Raw genomic sequence first — 19,003 nt, forward strand, 5'->3', positions numbered from 1 at the left:
TATTTTTGAAATATTTCCTCGGAAATGAAAAGGGGTGCAGGAGATGGAATTAGTAATTATATTATTGGCTCTTTGCATGCTGATGTTTGTTGCCTATCGTGGTTTTTCAGTTATATTGTTTGCTCCAATTTGTGCACTATTTGCGGTTTTATTAACAGAACCAAGTCACGTATTACCTTTTTTCTCTAATATCTTTATGGAAAAAATGGTTGGATTTATTAAATTATATTTTCCTGTATTCTTACTCGGAGCCATTTTCGGTAAGGTAGTAGAAATGTCAGGTATTGCGGAGTCTATTGCAAAAACTATTATTCAGCTAGTAGGTGTGAAACGATCCATGCTAGCAATAGTTCTAATGGGGGCTATATTAACTTATAGTGGTGTTAGTTTATTTGTAGTTGCTTTTGCGGTATATCCATTTGCAGCTAATTTATTTCGAGAGGCTAATATTCCAAAACGATTAATACCGGGAACAATTGCTCTTGGAGCGATTACGTTTACAATGGATGCGCTTCCAGGGACACCGCAAATTCAAAACGTTATTCCAACCACGTTTTTTAAAACAGACATTTATGCAGCACCATTTCTTGGAATTATTGGGGCAATCTTTGTATTTCTTGTTGGTATGTTGTATTTAGAAAGAAGACGAAAAAAGGCCGAAGAAAGTGGCGAAGGATATTATGGGTTTGGAGATGAAAATCCTGAAATGGCTGCTACAACAGAAACAGAACAAAATATAAAGCCAGCTATTCCTGCTTCTGAAATCACACCGCTTCGTCAAGTACTTGCTTTTGTACCACTTATTTTAGTAGGGGTAATGAATAAAGTGTTTACAGTATTGATTCCAACCTGGTATCCAAAGGGGTTTGATTTTTCATCGATTGGATTAAAGGCGTTTGGTAAAGTGGAGCTTACCGGTGTGCTAGGCGTATGGTCTGTGGAACTGGCTCTTTTAATCGGAATTATTACAACGATAATTTTAAATTGGAAACGCTTAGTTACAGGGTTTCAAGCTGGCTTAAATGCAAGTATTGGTGGTGCATTGCTTGCTGCTATGAATACGGGAGCTGAATATGGATTTGGAGGAGTTATAGCAGCATTACCTGGTTTTGGTGTCATTCGAGATAGTATTTCTACAACGTTCACCAATCCACTTGTAAATGGCGCAGTGACTACAAACGTTCTTGCCGGGATTACTGGATCAGCATCAGGAGGTATGGGAATCGCTTTAAGTGCGATGTCAGAGAAATATATTGCGGCAGCTGAACAATATAATATTCCATTTGAGGTCATGCATAGAGTTATTTCAATGGCATCAGGAGGCATGGATACATTACCGCATAATGGTGCCGTTATCACATTGTTGGCAGTAACTGGATTAACACATAAACAATCATATCGTGATATTTTTGCAATTACGATTATTAAAACATTGGCTGTTTTTGTGGTGATTAGTGTTTATAGCTTAACGGGAATTGTATAATATTTGTGATAGTTGGATAAAACACGACTTTAAAGTTTAAGTGAAAGTCGTGTTTTATTGTATGGAAAATATATAATAATAATAGAAAAATAATCTGTTATTCCAAACAAGGAGGAGAATAATTATGAAAGTGATGGGTCTTATTGGTGGAATGAGCTGGGAGTCTTCAGCAGAATATTATCGTATTATCAATGAAGAAGTAAAGAACAGGTTAGGAGGATTACATTCAGCAAAATGTCTTTTATATAGCGTTGATTTTGAAGAGATTGAACAATATCAATCTGAGGGTGATTGGGAACAAGCAGGAAGCGTATTGGGAGAAGCTGCATATTCTCTTGAGAAAGCTGGTGCAGACTTCATTGTTATTTGTACGAATACAATGCATAAGGTGATTGGTAATATTAAAGGGAAAGTGAGTATCCCTATTTTACATATTGCAGATGCAACAGCTATGGAAATAAAAAAACAAGGAATTCGATCAGTTGGTTTACTTGGAACGAAATATACGATGGAACAAGATTTTTACAAATCACGTATAGAAGAAAAGGGTATGAAAGTAATAATACCAAATCAAACAGAAAGGGAAATAGTAAATAGAATCATATATAACGAGTTATGTTTAGGAAAGATTAATCAAACATCAAGAGATTCCTATAAAAAAATAATACATAGTTTAGTACAAAATGGAGCAGAAGGAATTATATTAGGGTGTACGGAAATAGGGTTATTAGTAAAACAGGAGGATACTCAAGTTCCTTTATTTGATACAACTTTTATACATGCTGTTGAAGCTGTGAATATTTCCTTAGGTAGCTATTTGGATGCAGTACAAGAGAATAAAATACAATAACATAATTTTATTATGTAAACTGATGTGATTGTATAGATGGAAAACATTCAGAAAATATTTTATAATGAAAGTGGTTACAAAAAGGGGGAGTATGGATGTTTTCACTTCAGCCAATTGCTTTTGTACATAATGAAAGAAAAATGATAATGGATGATGAATGGGGAGATGTACAATCTCTTATTACGTTAACTGATGCATATGCAGAAGAGAGTATACAAGGAATTGAAAGTTTTTCGCATATTGAAGTAATCTTTTATTTTCATAAAGTGAAAGATGAACAGATTCAATATTCGGCTAGACATCCACGAAATAATAAGGAATATCCGAAAGTAGGTATTTTTGCACAGCGAGGGAAAAATCGTCCAAATCGATTAGGAGCGACAATTGCAAAAGTTGTAAGGCGAGAAGGAAAATCAATTGTAGTTGAAGGATTAGATGCAATTGATGGCACACCTATATTGGATATAAAACCCGTTATGAGAGAGTTTGTACCGAATGATGGAATTACACAACCCGAATGGGCAACGAACATTATGAAAGAGTATTGGAAAGGGAGCGGAACAAAATGAAAATATATGAAGCAAAAATTACAGATTTAGATGGATTAGCGGTTGTATTTAATAATTATCGCATGTTCTATAGACAGGAATCGAATGTAGAAGAAGCAAAAATGTTTTTGCGTAATCGCATAGAAAGAGAAGAATCTATTATTTTTGTAGCAGTAGAGGATGGCCAATACCTTGGATTTACCCAATTGTACCCTTCTTTTTCATCGGTTTCGATGAAAGAGTTATGGATATTAAATGACCTTTTTGTACAAGAAAGTAAACGCGGAGCTGGAATTGGAAAGAAATTATTAGAAGCAGCTAGAATCTTCGCATTAGAGAATGGCGCCAAAGGATTAAAACTGCAAACAGAAATAGATAACAAATCAGCCCAGCGATTATATGCTGAAAATGGTTATTTGAGGGATAATCGCTATTTTCATTATGAACTAACATTCTAAAGTTAATATGGATGCAGGTGAAAACACAAACAGAACGCTATCATTCAACATATGTTGCTATTGTACAAGCTAACTCGTCTGTTCTTATAACTTATATATGATAGGGTGAAGTTGTTTTGCCACAGAATCCATACCTAAATCCACACCTTGTGATAAGCCAGTGCAATTAATTGATTTCTACATGAGCCCAGGAAATCTATATTTATTTTTTGCTGAAATGGTTGAAGTATTAGGGGTTTATTTATGTGAATCATTTGGTTTTATCCCAGTTATTGTACCAATTTCTATGAATACAACGTACAATATTATTTGTGATTGTTAGTATATTTGTATATAAAAAATAAAAAGCTTAACATATTACGCTTGATAAATGTGTTAAGCTTTTTATGTGGTACTAATTGTTGAGAAGAAGGTTATTCTTTAAAATTGTATTATATGTTGCAGCAGAATCCAGTTGACAGCATCTTGAAAGTTTTCTGCAATATAATCTGGTTCCATATCAGCCCATTTATCGCGATATGTGTGCAAAGCATCATATCCAGCTCCGGTTTGAACTAAGATCGTTGTTGCATTCACATTTATACCAGCAACGATATCAGTCCAGCGATCACCGATGACAATACATTTTGTTAAATCTAGCACATGTTTTTCTGCTGCTTGCAAGAGCATACCTGTACTTGGTTTTCGGCATTCACATCCATCTCCATGTCTGTGAGGACAAAGGTATACATCATCAAAACCGAATGATTCCAATTCTTGAATAAAATCTTCTATAGTTGCTTTCCCATCAGCAATACCAGGTTGATTTGTAAAGGAAAATAGTTTTATATTCTGTGCTTTTAATGCACGTAAAGCGTCATGTGTAAAGGGAAATAAGGTAAATTCACCAGGATAATGTACGGTAGTATCTCCTCCAATGGTTCCATCACGATCGATAAATATTGCTTGAATGTTTGTCATAATAATAATTCCTTTCAGCTAGTAGATTAAAAGTATTTTACAAATCGATAACCATTTACTTCGTAGCCTAATTTTTTATAGAACGGATGAGCTTCTTTTCTTTGTGTACCACTTACAAGCCATGTTCCAATACAGTTATGTTTTTTTGCTAGTTGTTCTGCATAATCCATTAAAATTTGGCCAATCCCTTTTCGGCGTGCTGACAGATCAACACTAATAATGGATATCTCCCCATATCGTGTTACATCTTCTAAGTTTTCTCGTATGCGAAATCCGAGGAATCCGAATATCACATTATCTTCTTCGTAAACATATAAGAAATCAAACGGACTCATTTCAACAAATTGTAAGCGGTTTTGCATGTCGACATGAGAAATATTAGAGCCTTTTAATTCTTTCGTGAGTGAACAAAGTGCTTCTATATCATTCACAGTCGCTTTTCGAATGTGAGATTCCATTCTCTCAACTCCATCTATAAATGTAAATTAACAACTCCAAATGTTAAATATTCTGTTAAAAATCGTTTTTTCCTGCTAATAATACGAATATGAATATTTAATATATTAGATATATAGAATGATATTTTAAGGGGAAATATGTTATAATTCCCCTGGATTTTATTGTAAGTGGGAAGAGGGGAAGTAATTTGTTACAGGTCAATATTCAATCGGCGGGTTATGAAGCAGGAGAAAAAACAATCCATGACATAGCATTTTCAATTGGAAAAGGTGAATTAGTCGCTCTTATTGGTGCAAATGGCGCTGGAAAAAGTACGACGATTAAATCAATGCTTGGCTTGCTTGCGCATATGGATGGCGAAATTTTATTTGGTGAAAAAGAGAATCCGTATGCCTATGTACCGGAACATCCAACATATTATGATTACTTAACGCTATGGGAGCACATTGAATTGTTAATGGCTGCACGTGGGTGTGAAGCAGGGAGCTGGGAGGAGCGGGCACAGGAGTTTTTACATACATTTCGAATGGAGAAGTATAAACACGAATATTTATCGAATTTTTCAAAAGGTATGAAACAAAAATCGATGTTGATTTTAGCGTTTTTAACGGAACCAGACTTTTATATTATCGATGAGCCGTTTATTGGATTAGATCCAGTAGCAACACGAGAATTTTTAAATTTCTTATATAAAGAGAAAGAGCGAGGCGCAGGAATTTTACTTTGTACGCACGTATTGGATACAGCCGAAAGAATATGTGAACGATTTTTACTTATTTCACAAGGTACTTTAGTAGCAAATGGGAATTTAGAAACGATTCAATCGTTAGCAGAAATGCCGGAAAGGTCATTATTAGATTGTTTTGATGCAATCGTAAGGCGGGAACAACATGATGAAACAACAATTTTATAAAAGGTTACGTTATGAATGGCAGAGGAAATGGAAATCGATTCGATCTGTTACGGATTGGACGGTAGCTCTATATATTATAATTCCAGCGGTTATATTTAGTGGAATCTATTACCGTTCATTATGGACACGAGAATTAACAGTTGAAGAACCTGCTTATTTTTTAATAGGTTTGTTTGTGTTTTTCTTTGCTACATATTCAAGAGGGATGCGTTCGTTTTTTGAACAAGCAGATAGCCTGTTTTTAATTCAACATCCAGTTCATATGCAAAAGTTAATAAAGTGTGGAATGATATATACATGTATTCGAATAAGTATAATGAATAGTATTGTAACGCTCATTATGTTACCTATATTGGTTAAGAGTATGGGGGCTTCTCTTTTACAAGTTGTATTATTTTGGCTGTCCTTTACCGTTTTTCGGTGCATGTTATCACTATTGGTAAGATATATAGATGTGCGTGGTGGAAAGCGCTGGGTATCATGGATTGTAAAGATTATCGTATTTTTTATGAGTTTTATTTGCTTGGGAAGTGGTGTGTTTTTAGGTTTTAAACATCCAGTATATGCAGTGTTATTTATCATTGCATTGATTGGAATTAGTTTGATATTGATAAAACAAAAAATGAACTATCAACGTTTCTTTTTTAAGGAAGTTGAAAAAGAAAAGGAAGAGAGTATGCGCTGGACGAGGGAAATTATGCACTTTAGTGGTCAAACTACGAAGCCAAGTAATAATTCAAGACCATGGTTGTTTCCACGCTCGAAGCATATACTGGGAAAAAAATCGGATTCGCGTATTATTGAATCATTTATAAAGGAGTATTTTCGATCAGGTACTTCTTTAAGTTTTTATATTAAAATTATCTTGATGAGTGCAACATCTATAAAAGTAACACCATGGTGGATTGCGCTTATTATTATCGTATTTTCCTGTGTTGCAATTGCACGTTATTCTGGTGATCAATGGAATGAGTTTGCAAAGAAAATGTTTCTCCAATTGTATTGTGAGCAAGGGAAGTTATTATGGTTAAAAGGAAGGGCAACGATGTGTTTGTTTATTCCAGCTGTTTTGATTTATGGAACAGTTATACTCGCACAGTTTTATTTATTACCAGCTATCATCATTGGTATTTTCTTATTAATCGTAATAGGCTGGATTGTATTTTTGCCATAGAAAAAGAGCCAGGATGGCTCTTTTTTAATCTGTAATAGACTGGTAAATAAAATATAAGAGAACAAAAATGCTTACGACGGAGTACATGACATCTAGAGTCATAAAAAATCCTCCTCACTATAGTTGTATTTATATTGTATGAAATCTTACTATTCCATATTCAAATGAAAAAAATATGAAAATTAATAAATTTGTAAAGTGCAAAAATTAGCATCATTTTGTATAATGGAAGAAACAACCGTTATAGAAATATAAGTAGTGAAAGAGGAGGGAATAAAAAATGCCAAATTGGTTTAGAAAAACGTTAGTCGCATTAATTACTGTGTTTACATTTGGCTTAGTGACGCCTCCTTCTATTTTGCTTGATAATGCAAAAGCGGACAAGCCTACAAGGCAACAAAATTTGGAGCAGACGTCCTATACATATGAACAAGATCGTGAGAGGTTAACCGCAGATACCTTTATCACATATGCAATGCAAGAGGCTGAAAAACAATCTATGCAAAAGTTTGGTTCTAAAATCGGTCCTGTCATTGAAGATGAGTTTAAAGATATTATTTTACCTAAAATAGAAGAGGCAATTGCAGAGCTTGCTACAGATTTACCAGAAGAGTCATTACAATCATTAGCAATTTCACAAAAACCAGCAGGTGGTAATAATGAAAAGATTTTTCATGTATATGACACAAAAACAGGAAACGACTTACTGCGTTTTCATGTAAGACGTGATCATCCACCGCAAAATGGATATTATTTTAATTTCCATTACCACCGCTTTGATGATGGTTATACAGCGCACCATGAGCTAGGAGATATTTATTGGAATACGAATATGCCGCCGAAATGGCTGTCTTAGTGAAAAAGAACAAGGGCGATGCCCTTGTTCTTTTTTGTTTTTATAGATGTGAAGGTGAAGTAGGCCTTAACAGCGAATAGAATGATGTTTAGATTTGTTTGAAAAAGAGGATAAAGGAGTATTCATTATGTTGAAATATATTGTATTTGACTTTGATGGTACATTAGTAGATTCACAAGATATATTTGTGCCTATTTATAATCAACTTGCTGAAAAACATGGGTATAAAACAGTAAGTGAAGAAGAAATTGAGCCTTTGAGAAAGTTATCTATTCCGGAAAGATGTAAACAGCTGCATGTACCACTGTATAAATTACCTGTATTAGCGCTAGAATTTTATAAGCTATATCAGCCAGCTATTAAAGATTTAGTTTTATTTCATGGAATGAAGGAAGTATTAGATGAATTAGATAGGAAGGGGTATAAAATAGCAGTAATATCTTCTAATTCAGAAGAGCATATTAGAACGTTTTTACATAATAATCAAATAGAAAATATTCAAGAAGTTTTTTGTTCGAAAAATCTGTTTGGTAAAGATAAAATCATCAAGAAATTTTTAAAAACAAAAAAAATAACAGAAAAAGATATGTTATATGTTGGAGATGAACAACGAGATATTGTTGCATGTAAAAAAGTTGGAGTAAATGTGATATGGGTTGGATGGGGATATGATGTGATAGAAACGGTCAAGGAAGATTCTCCAGATTATATGGTAAATACACCGAATGAAATTTTACATGTCGTTGAGTCAATGTATTAAAATGATAGAAAGAAAAGGGGATGCAGCAGTTTGAACCAGGTATTTATCACATTGAATTTTGGGTAACCAATATACAGTGGATTTTTATGATTCGAACGGTTTTGTCGTAGAAGTTTCTTATACGCCTAATGTTGAAATGTGGGCTCGGTTAGAACAATAAAAATAGAGGGAAGTATAGTACTCCCTCTATTTTGTATATCGGTATTTTTATTTTATTTTTGTAAATGCTAGAGGTTGTGTACTTAACATAACTGGTACGTGTAATTGAATCGCTTGGAATTCCCCATTTGTATTCATCTCATAAGCAAGCAACACATTCATTTCTGTTTGGAATAAGTCTAATGTTGCACAAAACATATCGTAGTGATAATGCTGTAATTGGACTTTCATTTCTGTAAATTGTAAAGATAACTCTTCATTTTGCTTATATACTTCTAGTGTTCCATAAGCTGGATGTTCAAATGTTCCAGTATAGTCTCCTAATGTATGAGAAGGCACTGTTCCTTTTACTTGCTCTGGAAGTGATTGGTTTACTTCTTTCATCATTTCCTTCAATTTAGCGGTGTCTTCTATAGCGCGCTTATGCCAATCAATTGTTTCTAATCCAAGGAGTTCATCATAAATTTGATTTGCAAGATAACTAGGAAGTAATGTATTTCCAGAGTTGGTTAATATAACAAGACCTATATTTTCTTTTGGAATGAATGAAACAAGTGCTGTAAAACCATCGATATTTCCGCCGTGATGGATCACTTTATAACCTCGATAAGCACTAATAAACCAGCCAAGACCATAACTATTTAATGGAGATTCAGGTGTAGATAAAATAGGTTGATCAGGAATTGTATTGTGCGGTGTATACATTTGTTGTAGTAGTTCAGAAGATAGTAATTCATGCTCTCCAATTTTTCCTTGATTTAGATGGAACAGCACCCAATTTGCCATATCTTCAATTGTAGAATTGATGCATCCAGCAGCTCCTACAGTGTCAATATTACGGAATGGTACTTCTTGTATTTCCCCATCTTTCTCAACGTAAGGAAAAGCATAGTCATTCGTATCTTGTGAGTCTATGACAGAGAAGTTTGTTTGTTCCATTTGAAGTGGTTCTAATATATGTTCTTTGGCGTATTGTTCCCATGTCCGATCTGTAATGTTTTCTACCATATAGCTAATTGTTGCATACATTAAATTGTTATATAAGAAAGCGGTACGGAATGGAGCATCGAGTGATAAATGTTTTATTTTTTCAACGAGTTCTTTTCGCTTTAAGGAAGAGTTGTACCAAAGAGCATCATGACGACTTACGCCAGAGCGGTGGGAAGCTAAATCTCGAGCTGTAATTTGCGAGCTTGCAAATACATCGGATAAAGAGAATGTAGGAATATAAGCTTGGACAGGAGCATCCCAATCAAACTTTTTCTGCCCTGCTAATAAGCTTAAAGAAAGCGTACCAAACGCTTTTGTCGCAGATCCAATTGCAAAATGTGTTTGAGGAGTAACCGGCTCTTTCTGTTCTAAATTTCGATAGCCAAATCCTTCTGAAACAATGACCTCACTATCTTTTATTACTGCTACAGCAGCCCCAGGGACGTGTAAATCTTTCATCATTTTTTCAATTGTTGTTTGTAATGTACAAACAACAGGGATTTTTGTTTTACTCATGCTTCTAACCTCCAAATATTATTTTATACTTCCGCACTATATTTTCTTTGATAAGAAGTTAAATCCCTCTGAAAAGATGAAAAGTTAAGAATTTTGTAAGATTCATTAAAATTGAGATTCCAAATTAAAATTCAGTTAATACTTATTATATTGAAATGTTTTTTTATATGTTTTACGGAGAGTTTTGCATGCAGAATTATTTTTTGTATGATAAACTCCATATAGGAAATAGATGCGAAAGAGGGTTTTTCTTACATATGAAACATGCTGAATATGAATACTTAAATTTATGCCGCCATGTTATGGAGCATGGTACAAAAAAAGAAGATCGTACAGGAACAGGGACTGTATCTGTATTTGGATATCAAATGCGTTTTAACCTTAGTGAAGGATTTCCTTTATTAACGACAAAACGTGTACCATTCCGCTTAGTAGCCAGTGAGCTTCTTTGGTTTATGAAAGGTGATACAAACATTCGTTATTTGCTTCAAAATAACAATAATATTTGGAATGAATGGGCGTTTAAAAACTGGGTGGAAAGTGATTCTTATAAAGGACCAGATATGACAGACTTTGGACTTCGTTCTCAGCAGGATGAAGAATTTAAGAAACACTATGATGAGCAAATGGAATTGTTTAAAAAGAATGTATTAGAAGATGATGATTTTGCAAAGCAATATGGTTCTTTAGGAGATGTGTATGGAAAGCAATGGCGCGCGTGGAAAACAACAGCTGGAGAAACACTTGATCAGTTAAAAGATGTAATTGAAATGATTAAGAAAACACCAGATTCTCGTCGTTTACTCGTTTCTGCATGGAATCCTGAAGATGTGCCAAGCATGGCATTGCCTCCATGTCACACGCTATTCCAGTTTTACGTAGCAGACGGAAAACTATCATGTCAGTTGTATCAACGAAGCGGTGATATTTTCCTTGGCATTCCATTTAATATTGCAAGCTATTCGTTGCTAACACATTTAATTGCGCATGAATGTGGCTTAGAAGTAGGAGAGTTTGTTCATACAATTGGAGACGCGCATATCTACACAAATCATTTCGAGCAAGTGGAAAAGCAATTAGCGCGTGAACCACGCCCATTCCCGACGTTAAAATTGAATGCAGATGTAAAGTCTGTTTTTGATTTTGAAATGGAGGATTTAACATTAGAAGGCTATGATCCACATCCTGCAATTAAAGCGCCTGTCGCAGTGTAAACATAAAAGGAGATGAAAATATGATTATTTCATTTATGGTCGCAATGGATGAAGAAAAAGTTATCGGTAAGGATAATAAGTTACCATGGCATTTACCAAGTGAATTGCAATATGTTAAGAAGACAACAATGGGTCACTCACTTATTATGGGAAGAAAAAATTATGAGGCAATCGGAAGGCCACTTCCAGGAAGACGAAATATTATTGTAACGCGTAATATGAATTATCATGTAGAAGGTTGTGAAATTGCGCATTCAGTAGAAGAAGTATTTGAGCTATGTAAAAATGAGGAAGAAATTTTCATATTTGGCGGAGCGCAAATTTACGAATTATTTTTACCATATGTAAACAAACTTTATATAACGAAGATTCACCATTCATTTGGAGGGGATACTTTCTTCCCAGAAATGAATATGAAAGAGTGGAAAGAAGTTTTTGTAGAAAAAGGCGTTACGGACGAAAAGAATCCATATACATACTACTATCACATATATGAAAAACAACAATAATTATAAAAAGATTGATGTGGGATGTTCACATCAATCTTTTTATTTGGATAACAAGATAAGACTTTATGGATGAACTTTCTTGGTGATATAATGGGAGAGGTTGTAAGTTTTAGGATTTTAGCAAAATTCTATAAAAGAAAGATTTCCATTTATAAATTCTTTGTTTAGCTAAAGGAGGAGAATCGATTGAAAAAATTATGGGGATTGCTTTTTCTTTGTTTTACACTCATGCTAGTTGGGTGTGAGAAAGAAGAGAAGCCAGAACAAGCATTTGATACATATGCAAAAGCGTGGAATAAGCAAAAGTTTGCAGATATGTATGATCAATTATCAGAAAATGCAAAAAAAACCATTTCAAAAAAAGATTTTACAGAGAAGTATGAAAAGATTTATGCAGGTATTGAAGTTAAAAATTTAAAAGTAGAAACAGGAAAAGTTAAAGAAGATAAAGAAGATAAAGGACCAGTTCCTTTTAAGGTGAGTATGGATACAGTTGGCGGGAAAATTTCCTTCTCGGACGAAGCAAAACTTGTGAAAGAAAAAGATGGAGATAAAGAATCTTGGAAAATAGATTGGACTCCAGATTTTATTTTTCCAGGGATGACAAAAGACAGTAAAATACGTATGCAAACAGTTCAAGCGAAGCGCGGAGAAATATATGATCGTAATGGAAAAGGGCTCGCAACGAATGGAAAGGCGTCTGAAATTGGCATGATTCCAGGACAATTAGGAGACGCTGCACCGCAGACGAAAGAAATAGTAGCAAAATTACTTAATATGTCTGTAGAGGAAATTGATCAAAAGCTTACAGCTAAATGGGTGAAACCAGATTATTTTGTACCACTCGGTATTTTACAAGAAGGTGCAACGCAAAATGATTATATGAATTTACCAGGAGTCTCATCTCGTCCAGTAAAAGTTCGTACATATCCATTAGGAGAAGCTTCAGCACACTTAACGGGATACATGGGAAAAGTGAATGCAGAAGATTTAAAGACCCTTCAGAAAAAAGGTTATCAAGCGGATGATCCAGTTGGGAAAGCTGGATTAGAACAAGTATTTGAAGCTGAATTGCGCGGCGAAAAAGGTGGTCGTGTCTTTATGGAGGATGCACAAGGGAAAGAGATGAAAGACTTAGCTAAAAAAGAAGCAAAAGATGGAAAAAATATTACTTTAACAATTGATAGTACAGTTCAAGAAAAAATCTTTAATGAAATGAAGGGAGAGGCTGGTTCAAGTGCAGCCATCAATCCGCAAACTGGTGAAACAATTGCGCTTGTAAGTAGCCCTGCATATAACCCGAATATAATGGTAAGAGGTGCGTCAAAAGCACAACGTGAAGCGTGGGATAATGATCTGAAAAAGCCAATGACGAATCGCTTTACACAAGCATCGGCACCAGGTTCTGTATTTAAAGCAATTACAGGTGCAATCGGTCTTGAAACGAAAACAATTGATCCAAAAGAGGAATTGAAAATTGAAGGATTACAATGGACAAAAGATTCTTCATGGGGAAATTATTATGTAACACGTGTAAAAGATGCAAGTCCAATTGATTTTGATAAAGCAATGAAGTATTCTGATAACATTTACTTTGCACAACAAGCGATAAAAATTGGTAAAGATAAATTTGTGAGCGAAGCAAAGAAATTCGGATTTGATGAAAAATTACCAATTGAATACCCATTCCCAGTTTCAACAATTGCAAAAGATGGTATTAAAAATGATATTCAAATGGCCGATACAGGGTATGGACAAGGCAAAGTATTAATGACGCCTCTTCATTTAGCATTAACGTATGCACCAATTGTTAATGAAGGGAATATACCGTCTCCACACCTTATTAAAGATGATAAACAAGTTAAACCTTGGAAAGAAAATGTGATTTCTAAGGGAAACCAAGAGATATTAAAAAATGCGTTAACAAAAGTAATTAATGATGAAGATGGCACAGGGAAAATTGCTAAAATTGACGGTATGACTCTCGCTGGAAAAACGGGAACAGCTGAGTTGAAAGAATCGAAGGAAGCAGATGGAAAAGAACTTGGATGGTTCGCTGCTTTTGACGTAAATTCACCGAATATGATTGTTACAATGATGATTGAAGATGTGAAGGGCCGGGGTGGAAGTAATGTTCCTGGTGAAAAAGTGAAACATGTTTTTCAAAAGTAATACTTAAGAAAAAGCTATCTCCTTAAATGGGAGATAGCTTTTTTTCGTGTAGATTTCATAATGAAATGTGAAGATTTAATGAAAGGAGATGAAAGGTTTATTTACTTACAAAAAAAAAGTAACTATTTTTTATTGACAAAAAAAGAATGATTTTGTATGATACTTACATAAGGTAAGTGATTTACTTTTAAATAAAAAATCTCAAATTAAAGATATTAATTAAGGGAGAGAATAAAAATGACAAAAGTACTATTTATTACAGCAAATCCAAATTCAGCAGAAGCATCTTTCGGTATGGCAGTAGGGGAAGCATTTATCGAAACGTATAAAAATGAACACCCACAAGATGAAGTGGTAACAATTGATCTATTTAACACAACAGTACCAGAAATTGATGCAGAAGTATTTGCAGCTTGGGGGAAATTTGCAGCAGGTGAAGGCTTTGAGGCGTTAAGTGAAAGCCAACAACAAAAAATTGCAGCAATGAATACAAACTTAGAAACATTTATGACTGCAGATCGTTATGTATTTGTAACACCAATGTGGAACTTCAGCTATCCACCAGTAGTAAAAGCATACTTAGATAACCTATCTATCGCAGGTAAAACATTTAAATATACTGAAAATGGTCCAGTTGGATTATTAGAAGGTAAAAAAGCACTTCACATTCAAGCTACAGGTGGCATTTACTCTGAAGGAGCATATGCAGCAATGGACTTTGGACGTAACCACTTAAATGCTGTATTAGGATTTATGGGTGTATCTGATACAGAATACCTTGCAGTTGAAGGAATGAATGCAAATCCTGAACAAGCACAAGAAATTAAAGAAGCAGCAATTGCAAATGCACGTGAAGTAGCAAAACATTTCTAATATAGAAAACTCAAAAATGTCCAAACGCTTGTCGTTTGGACATTTTTTCTTCTTTTTCCTTCGTTTGTCTAGTATAATTAATGACGGAAAGATAATAGGTGGGGGTTCTATATGATTCAAACGTTTTTTAAAATCTTTTATTTAATCTTAATTGTAATTGGTATTACACCGAGGCTATGGCGTATAAAGCGTAAAGCAAATACGATGTCGCCACAAGAAAAAGATCGCCTTGTGCATAAAACAACAAGCTGGTTTGGTAAGAAAATGGTTCGTGTAGCCGGATCGACTGTACAAGTAAACGGACTTGAAAATGTGCCAAAAGATAAGCCTGTACTTGTTGTAAGTAATCATCAAAGTGACATGGATATTCCCGTTTTACTTGGGTACTTAAATAAACCAATTGGATTTGTTTCAAAAGCAGAAATTAAGAAATTTCCGCTTGTACCAACTTGGATGGAATTGATGAATTGTGTATTTATGGATCGTAGTAATCGTCGTCAGTCTCTTCAAGCCATTAAAGACGGAATTGAACTTTTAAAAAATGGTCATTCGATTGTAATTTTTCCAGAAGGAACACGCAGCAAGGGCTGTGAAATGGGAGAATTTAAAGCAGGGAGTTTTCATCTTGCGGTAAAGTCTGGTGTCGCTATCTTACCCGTAACATTAGATGGGACATATAAGATGTTTGAAGCAAATGGAAACCGCATGAAGCCTGCGCATGCAACGGTAACCATTTCCAAACCAATTACACCTGAACAATACGCAAGTATGGATGTAAAAGAATTAACGCAATATACGAAAGATATTATTGCAGCTCAACTACATAAGTAATAAAAAAATCTCAGCTTGTTCAAGCTGAGATTTTTTTATGCAACAGGCAATACATAAAACAATACACAGAAAAACATCATTGTGCTACCACCTAATACAAAAAGGTGCCAAATCGCGTGGTTGAAGGGGAGTTTTTCCCAAAGAAAGAATATAGCCCCTACTGAATATAAAATCCCGCCGGTTAACAATAGTGAGAATCCGTGCCCAGTTAAATTTTCATAAAGTGGTTTGATAGCGACAATAATGAGCCAGCCCATAATGACGTAGCACAGTGTTGACATTTTAATAAAACGGCGTACAAAGAAAATTTTAAAGATAATCCCACCGATAGCAAGCGTCCAAATAATTGCAAGTAATGTCCAACCAAGTGGGCCACGCAGTGTAATAAGTAAAAACGGTGTATAGGTGCCAGCTATTAATAGGTAAATAGCAGAGTGGTCTAAAATCGTAAATAATTTTTCTACTTTTGGATGATGGATGCTATGTAATAGCGTAGAAAATAAATATAGTAGAAACATGCTCACACCGTAAACAGTAAATGCAACAACAGCAGAGGCTGTGCCATGCTTCGAAGCATGAACAATTAATATGATAAGGGCAGGAATGCTTAAAATAGCACCAATGCCATGGGTAATCGCATTAGCAATCTCTTCTTTGACGAACTGTGTCATTCGTGTTATTTTTTGCGCCATGGTTTAAATCCTTTCTCAGTTAATGAAATAAGATGTATTTTCTTTACCTTATCATATACAAAAGAAATAGAAAATGAAAATTGTTTAAGTGATTATATTTTCGAATTTTTTTGACAAAAGACAGCGGATACATTGACGTTTACAAACTTTTTTGACAAAATAAAATTAAGTGAGATTAAGGGGGAAGTCATATGCCAAATATTGGGGTTCCAGGATTGATATTAATTTTAGTACTCGCTTTAATTATTTTTGGTCCAAAAAAGTTACCTGAAATTGGACGAGCTTTTGGGGAGACATTAAAAGAGTTTAAAAGGTCTGCAAAAGGTTTACACGATGATACAGATGAAAAAAAATAAATTTTGTTTCTATGCCGTATAGTGAATGGGGAATGTGGTGAGAAGAATGAACAATCAAGAGATGAGTGTCATAGAACACCTTGGAGAGTTAAGGAAGCGACTCATTATAACAGCGCTGACGTTTCTGATTTTTATTGTCATTGGCTTTTCATTTACGAAAGAAATATATAATTTTATCGTAAAAGATTTGAATATGAAATTAACTGTTTTAGGTCCGAGTGATATTTTATGGATTTATTTTGTAATTGCAGCTGTCTTTTCAATTGTCTGTACAATACCAGTTGCAGCTTTACAAATTTGGCTATTTGTAAAGCCAGCATTACATGAACATGAACGAAAAATGACAATTCTGTATATACCGGCATTATTTTTATTGTTTATTGGAGGACTTTGTTTCGGTTATTTTCTTATTTTGCCATTTATTTTACAATTTTTAATGAGTCTCGGTGAGGATATGTTTCAGACAATGTTTACAACGGATAAGTACTTTTCATTTGTTATGAATATGACTGTACCGTTTGCAGTGATTTTTGAACTTCCCGTCATCGCAATGTTTTTAACAAGCATAGGAGTTCTCAATCCGATAGCACTACAAAAAGTGAGAAGATACGCATATTTCATTTTAATTGTAATTGCTGTTTGTATTACGCCACCAGACTTTATTTCTGATTTTTCAGTAGCGGTACCTCTTCTTGTAATTTATGAATTAAGTATTACAGCATCAAAGTTTGTGTATAAGAGGAAAATGAAACGAGAAATGAATAAAGAATCAAAAAGTGCCTCATTATGAAGGCACTTTTTTAATATATTTGTTATACTATACTTGTAATCGTATACAATATAAAGAAGAAAAAAATTGTGGAATCCCCGAAATTTAGACAAACTTTTCACCAATGTAAGTTTATACTAAAGTTATAAATCCAACAAAAAAGAGGATTGATATCGTGATCATGAAAAGTTTTTATTTCACCCATTCAACAGGGAATTGTGTCAAAATATTTGAAATCCCTGTCTTACACGCACAACATCCGTTAGCATTTCTAATTCAGTCACGTCTTCAACTATTTATTGCTAAAATTCAAAAACAAAAACAACCGAGATTCTCATACTCTTTTCGCGAATATTTACAAAGTTGCTTAAAGTGGAATGATTATTCAAATGTGTATCAAACAAATTCACTTGAAAAAAATGCATAATCTAAAATAGAGACAGGGCAAATGTGCTCTGTCATTTTCTTTTTGGGCATAAAAACCAAAGAATTTTGTCGAAAATAAGCTCAAACTGTTGAAAGCATTGTGAATACTAGTATAATAACAAGGAGAGCGTATTGGAAAGGGAAGAAAAAAATATGCAAAAAATAAAAATTGTAACAGATTCAACGGCAGATTTATCACAAGATGTGATTGAGAAATATGATATTCATGTTATCCCATTATCTATTTCTGTAAATGGACAAACATATTTAGATCGTATAGATTTACAACCTGATGAATTTATTGAGGAAATGATAAAATCAGAAGAATTACCAAAAACATCACAACCTGCTATGGGATCATTTGTAGAAATGTATGAAAAGCTAGGAGAAGATGGCAGTCAGGTACTTTCTATACATATGACAAGTGGAATGAGTGGTACAGTTGCAACGGCAAATAGTGCTGCATCAATGACAGAAACAAAAGTTACTGTTGTTGATTCTCAATTTATTACACATGCTTTAGCATATCAAGTAATTGAAGCTGCGAAAATGGCTCAAGAGGAGCGCTCGTTAGAAGATATTTTAAATCGTCTTGATGAAGTAAGAAAGAATACTCGTTTGTATGTAGTTGTGGATACGTTAGAAAATCTAGTAAAAGGTGGACGTATTGGAAAAGGAAAAGCATTCATTGGTTCTTTATTGAATATTAAACCGATTGCTAGTCTAGATGAGGGTGTATATAATCCTGTAACAAAAGTGCGTAGTCAAGGACAAATCGTAAAAACATTATCCAAACTATTTGAAGAAGAGACGGCAGGAAAAGTAATAAAGGCAGTTGCTATTCCTCATGCAAAAGCAATTCCCCTAGCAGAAAGCGTAAAAGCAGCTGTTGAAAAAATTAGTGGGTTTACACAATCAGAAATTTTTTATACAACTCCAGTTATTAGTACTCATACAGGACCAGGCGCAATTGGATTTATGTATTTAGCAGAGTAAAAAAAAGCTACTTGAATGNNCATTCAAGTAGCTTTTTTT

22 protein-coding genes are annotated in these 19,003 nt (G+C 34.3%); 18 read left to right on the forward strand and 4 right to left on the reverse strand.

All coding sequences use genetic code 11. From position 1 onward, the window contains the following. Positions 1 to 43 precede the first annotated feature (43 nt). From CN288_RS13980 to CN288_RS28800, 5 genes are all read left to right on the forward strand, one after another. Positions 44 to 1,483, forward strand: a complete 1,440-nt coding sequence (locus CN288_RS13980) for a GntP family permease (RefSeq protein WP_026594279.1) — start codon at positions 44 to 46, stop codon at positions 1,481 to 1,483. Between the two features lie 124 nt (positions 1,484 to 1,607). Continuing rightward, positions 1,608 to 2,333, forward strand: coding sequence for an aspartate/glutamate racemase family protein (locus CN288_RS13985; RefSeq protein WP_090689104.1), 726 nt, complete (start codon positions 1,608 to 1,610; stop codon positions 2,331 to 2,333). Between the two features lie 95 nt (positions 2,334 to 2,428). Then, positions 2,429 to 2,902 (forward strand): SAM-dependent methyltransferase, encoded by a 474-nt coding sequence (locus tag CN288_RS13990; protein ID WP_026594281.1) that lies wholly within the window; start codon positions 2,429 to 2,431, stop codon positions 2,900 to 2,902. Continuing rightward, positions 2,899 to 3,339, forward strand: a complete 441-nt coding sequence (locus CN288_RS13995) for a GNAT family N-acetyltransferase (protein WP_026594282.1) — start codon at positions 2,899 to 2,901, stop codon at positions 3,337 to 3,339. The genes CN288_RS13990 and CN288_RS13995 overlap by 4 nt, the downstream gene beginning before the upstream one ends. Before the next feature lie 160 nt (positions 3,340 to 3,499). Continuing rightward, positions 3,500 to 3,661 (forward strand): hypothetical protein, encoded by a 162-nt coding sequence (locus CN288_RS28800; RefSeq protein WP_176527677.1) that lies wholly within the window; start codon positions 3,500 to 3,502, stop codon positions 3,659 to 3,661. 98 nt (positions 3,662 to 3,759) lie between these two features. On the opposite strand, the gene CN288_RS14000 is transcribed toward CN288_RS28800, so the two are convergent. Together CN288_RS14000 and CN288_RS14005 are read right to left on the reverse strand one after the other, a co-directional pair. Then, positions 3,760 to 4,299 (reverse strand): HAD-IIIA family hydrolase, encoded by a 540-nt coding sequence (locus tag CN288_RS14000; RefSeq protein WP_090689106.1) that lies wholly within the window; start codon positions 4,297 to 4,299, stop codon positions 3,760 to 3,762. 26 nt (positions 4,300 to 4,325) lie between these two features. Continuing rightward, entirely contained in the window at positions 4,326 to 4,757 is a 432-nt protein-coding gene (locus CN288_RS14005; protein ID WP_026594284.1) for a GNAT family N-acetyltransferase, read from the reverse strand. A 188-nt stretch (positions 4,758 to 4,945) separates the two neighbouring features. Here CN288_RS14005 and CN288_RS14010 point away from each other — a divergent pair, with 188 nt between their 5' ends. From CN288_RS14010 to CN288_RS14025, 4 genes are all read left to right on the forward strand, one after another. Continuing rightward, a complete protein-coding gene (locus CN288_RS14010) occupies positions 4,946 to 5,671 on the forward strand; it encodes an ABC transporter ATP-binding protein (protein WP_098302492.1) in 726 nt (241 codons plus the stop codon). After that, entirely contained in the window at positions 5,649 to 6,845 is a 1,197-nt protein-coding gene (locus CN288_RS14015; protein ID WP_098302493.1) for an ABC transporter permease, read from the forward strand. The genes CN288_RS14010 and CN288_RS14015 overlap by 23 nt, the downstream gene beginning before the upstream one ends. A 280-nt stretch (positions 6,846 to 7,125) precedes the next feature. Continuing rightward, positions 7,126 to 7,701: a YpjP family protein gene (locus CN288_RS14020; protein WP_026594287.1), complete on the forward strand. Its 576-nt coding sequence runs from the start codon at positions 7,126 to 7,128 to the stop codon at positions 7,699 to 7,701. Between the two features lie 127 nt (positions 7,702 to 7,828). After that, positions 7,829 to 8,461: an HAD family hydrolase gene (locus CN288_RS14025; RefSeq protein WP_026594288.1), complete on the forward strand. Its 633-nt coding sequence runs from the start codon at positions 7,829 to 7,831 to the stop codon at positions 8,459 to 8,461. 207 nt (positions 8,462 to 8,668) lie between these two features. Here the strand turns inward: CN288_RS14025 and CN288_RS14030 are convergent, their stop codons facing one another. Then, the gene (locus tag CN288_RS14030; RefSeq protein WP_026594289.1) at positions 8,669 to 10,126 is read right to left on the reverse strand and encodes a serine hydrolase; all 1,458 of its coding nucleotides are present in this window, start codon (positions 10,124 to 10,126) and stop codon (positions 8,669 to 8,671) included. 257 nt (positions 10,127 to 10,383) lie between these two features. Here CN288_RS14030 and CN288_RS14035 point away from each other — a divergent pair, with 257 nt between their 5' ends. The 5 genes from CN288_RS14035 to CN288_RS14055 all read left to right on the forward strand — a co-directional run bounded on the left by CN288_RS14035 (position 10,384) and on the right by CN288_RS14055 (position 15,725). Beyond that, positions 10,384 to 11,340 carry a thymidylate synthase gene (locus CN288_RS14035; protein ID WP_026594290.1) on the forward strand — a complete coding sequence of 319 codons (957 nt, stop codon included), beginning with the start codon at positions 10,384 to 10,386 and terminating at the stop codon, positions 11,338 to 11,340. A 20-nt stretch (positions 11,341 to 11,360) separates the two neighbouring features. Next, the gene (locus CN288_RS14040) at positions 11,361 to 11,849 is read left to right on the forward strand and encodes a dihydrofolate reductase (protein ID WP_098302494.1); all 489 of its coding nucleotides are present in this window, start codon (positions 11,361 to 11,363) and stop codon (positions 11,847 to 11,849) included. Between the two features lie 186 nt (positions 11,850 to 12,035). Further along, the gene (locus CN288_RS14045; RefSeq protein WP_098302495.1) at positions 12,036 to 14,021 is read left to right on the forward strand and encodes a penicillin-binding transpeptidase domain-containing protein; all 1,986 of its coding nucleotides are present in this window, start codon (positions 12,036 to 12,038) and stop codon (positions 14,019 to 14,021) included. A 237-nt stretch (positions 14,022 to 14,258) separates the two neighbouring features. Next, positions 14,259 to 14,894, forward strand: coding sequence for an FMN-dependent NADH-azoreductase (locus CN288_RS14050; RefSeq protein WP_090689123.1), 636 nt, complete (start codon positions 14,259 to 14,261; stop codon positions 14,892 to 14,894). Positions 14,895 to 15,005: 111 nt separating this feature from the next. Then, positions 15,006 to 15,725, forward strand: a complete 720-nt coding sequence (locus CN288_RS14055; RefSeq protein ID WP_026594294.1) for a lysophospholipid acyltransferase family protein — start codon at positions 15,006 to 15,008, stop codon at positions 15,723 to 15,725. Positions 15,726 to 15,760: 35 nt separating this feature from the next. On the opposite strand, the gene trhA is transcribed toward CN288_RS14055, so the two are convergent. After that, a complete protein-coding gene (trhA, locus tag CN288_RS14060) occupies positions 15,761 to 16,417 on the reverse strand; it encodes a PAQR family membrane homeostasis protein TrhA (protein ID WP_026594295.1) in 657 nt (218 codons plus the stop codon). 191 nt (positions 16,418 to 16,608) lie between these two features. On the opposite strand from trhA, the gene tatA reads away from it, so the two are divergent. The 4 genes from tatA to CN288_RS14080 all read left to right on the forward strand — a co-directional run bounded on the left by tatA (position 16,609) and on the right by CN288_RS14080 (position 18,964). After that, entirely contained in the window at positions 16,609 to 16,773 is a 165-nt protein-coding gene (gene tatA / locus CN288_RS14065; protein WP_026594296.1) for a twin-arginine translocase TatA/TatE family subunit, read from the forward strand. 46 nt (positions 16,774 to 16,819) lie between these two features. Continuing rightward, positions 16,820 to 17,563, forward strand: a complete 744-nt coding sequence (tatC, locus tag CN288_RS14070) for a twin-arginine translocase subunit TatC (RefSeq protein WP_026594297.1) — start codon at positions 16,820 to 16,822, stop codon at positions 17,561 to 17,563. A gap of 154 nt (positions 17,564 to 17,717) precedes the next feature. Continuing rightward, positions 17,718 to 17,969 carry a DUF2535 family protein gene (locus tag CN288_RS14075; RefSeq protein ID WP_026594298.1) on the forward strand — a complete coding sequence of 84 codons (252 nt, stop codon included), beginning with the start codon at positions 17,718 to 17,720 and terminating at the stop codon, positions 17,967 to 17,969. Between the two features lie 152 nt (positions 17,970 to 18,121). Next, positions 18,122 to 18,964 (forward strand): DegV family protein, encoded by an 843-nt coding sequence (locus tag CN288_RS14080; protein ID WP_098302522.1) that lies wholly within the window; start codon positions 18,122 to 18,124, stop codon positions 18,962 to 18,964. Positions 18,965 to 19,003 lie beyond the last annotated feature (39 nt).

The sequence above is a fragment of the Bacillus sp. AFS023182 genome, assembly GCF_002560575.1.
GTDB classification, from domain to species: domain Bacteria; phylum Bacillota; class Bacilli; order Bacillales; family Bacillaceae_G; genus Bacillus_A; species Bacillus_A arachidis.

Bases quoted from the DNA above. Each gene is read 5' to 3' on its own strand.
- CN288_RS13980 (WP_026594279.1), top strand. From the start codon at position 44: ATGGAATTAGTAATTATATTATTGGCTCTTTGCATGCTGATGTTTGTT.
- CN288_RS13985 (WP_090689104.1), top strand. From the start codon at position 1,608: ATGAAAGTGATGGGTCTTATTGGTGGAATGAGCTGGGAGTCTTCAGCA.
- CN288_RS13990 (WP_026594281.1), top strand. From the start codon at position 2,429: ATGTTTTCACTTCAGCCAATTGCTTTTGTACATAATGAAAGAAAAATG.
- CN288_RS13995 (WP_026594282.1), top strand. From the start codon at position 2,899: ATGAAAATATATGAAGCAAAAATTACAGATTTAGATGGATTAGCGGTT.
- CN288_RS14000 (WP_090689106.1), bottom strand. From the start codon at position 4,299: ATGACAAACATTCAAGCAATATTTATCGATCGTGATGGAACCATTGGA.
- CN288_RS14005 (WP_026594284.1), bottom strand. From the start codon at position 4,757: ATGGAATCTCACATTCGAAAAGCGACTGTGAATGATATAGAAGCACTT.
- CN288_RS14015 (WP_098302493.1), top strand. From the start codon at position 5,649: ATGATGAAACAACAATTTTATAAAAGGTTACGTTATGAATGGCAGAGG.
- CN288_RS14020 (WP_026594287.1), top strand. From the start codon at position 7,126: ATGCCAAATTGGTTTAGAAAAACGTTAGTCGCATTAATTACTGTGTTT.
- CN288_RS14025 (WP_026594288.1), top strand. From the start codon at position 7,829: ATGTTGAAATATATTGTATTTGACTTTGATGGTACATTAGTAGATTCA.
- CN288_RS14030 (WP_026594289.1), bottom strand. From the start codon at position 10,126: ATGAGTAAAACAAAAATCCCTGTTGTTTGTACATTACAAACAACAATT.
- CN288_RS14035 (WP_026594290.1), top strand. From the start codon at position 10,384: ATGAAACATGCTGAATATGAATACTTAAATTTATGCCGCCATGTTATG.
- CN288_RS14040 (WP_098302494.1), top strand. From the start codon at position 11,361: ATGATTATTTCATTTATGGTCGCAATGGATGAAGAAAAAGTTATCGGT.
- CN288_RS14050 (WP_090689123.1), top strand. From the start codon at position 14,259: ATGACAAAAGTACTATTTATTACAGCAAATCCAAATTCAGCAGAAGCA.
- CN288_RS14055 (WP_026594294.1), top strand. From the start codon at position 15,006: ATGATTCAAACGTTTTTTAAAATCTTTTATTTAATCTTAATTGTAATT.
- trhA (WP_026594295.1), bottom strand. From the start codon at position 16,417: ATGGCGCAAAAAATAACACGAATGACACAGTTCGTCAAAGAAGAGATT.
- tatA (WP_026594296.1), top strand. From the start codon at position 16,609: ATGCCAAATATTGGGGTTCCAGGATTGATATTAATTTTAGTACTCGCT.
- tatC (WP_026594297.1), top strand. From the start codon at position 16,820: ATGAACAATCAAGAGATGAGTGTCATAGAACACCTTGGAGAGTTAAGG.
- CN288_RS14080 (WP_098302522.1), top strand. From the start codon at position 18,122: ATGCAAAAAATAAAAATTGTAACAGATTCAACGGCAGATTTATCACAA.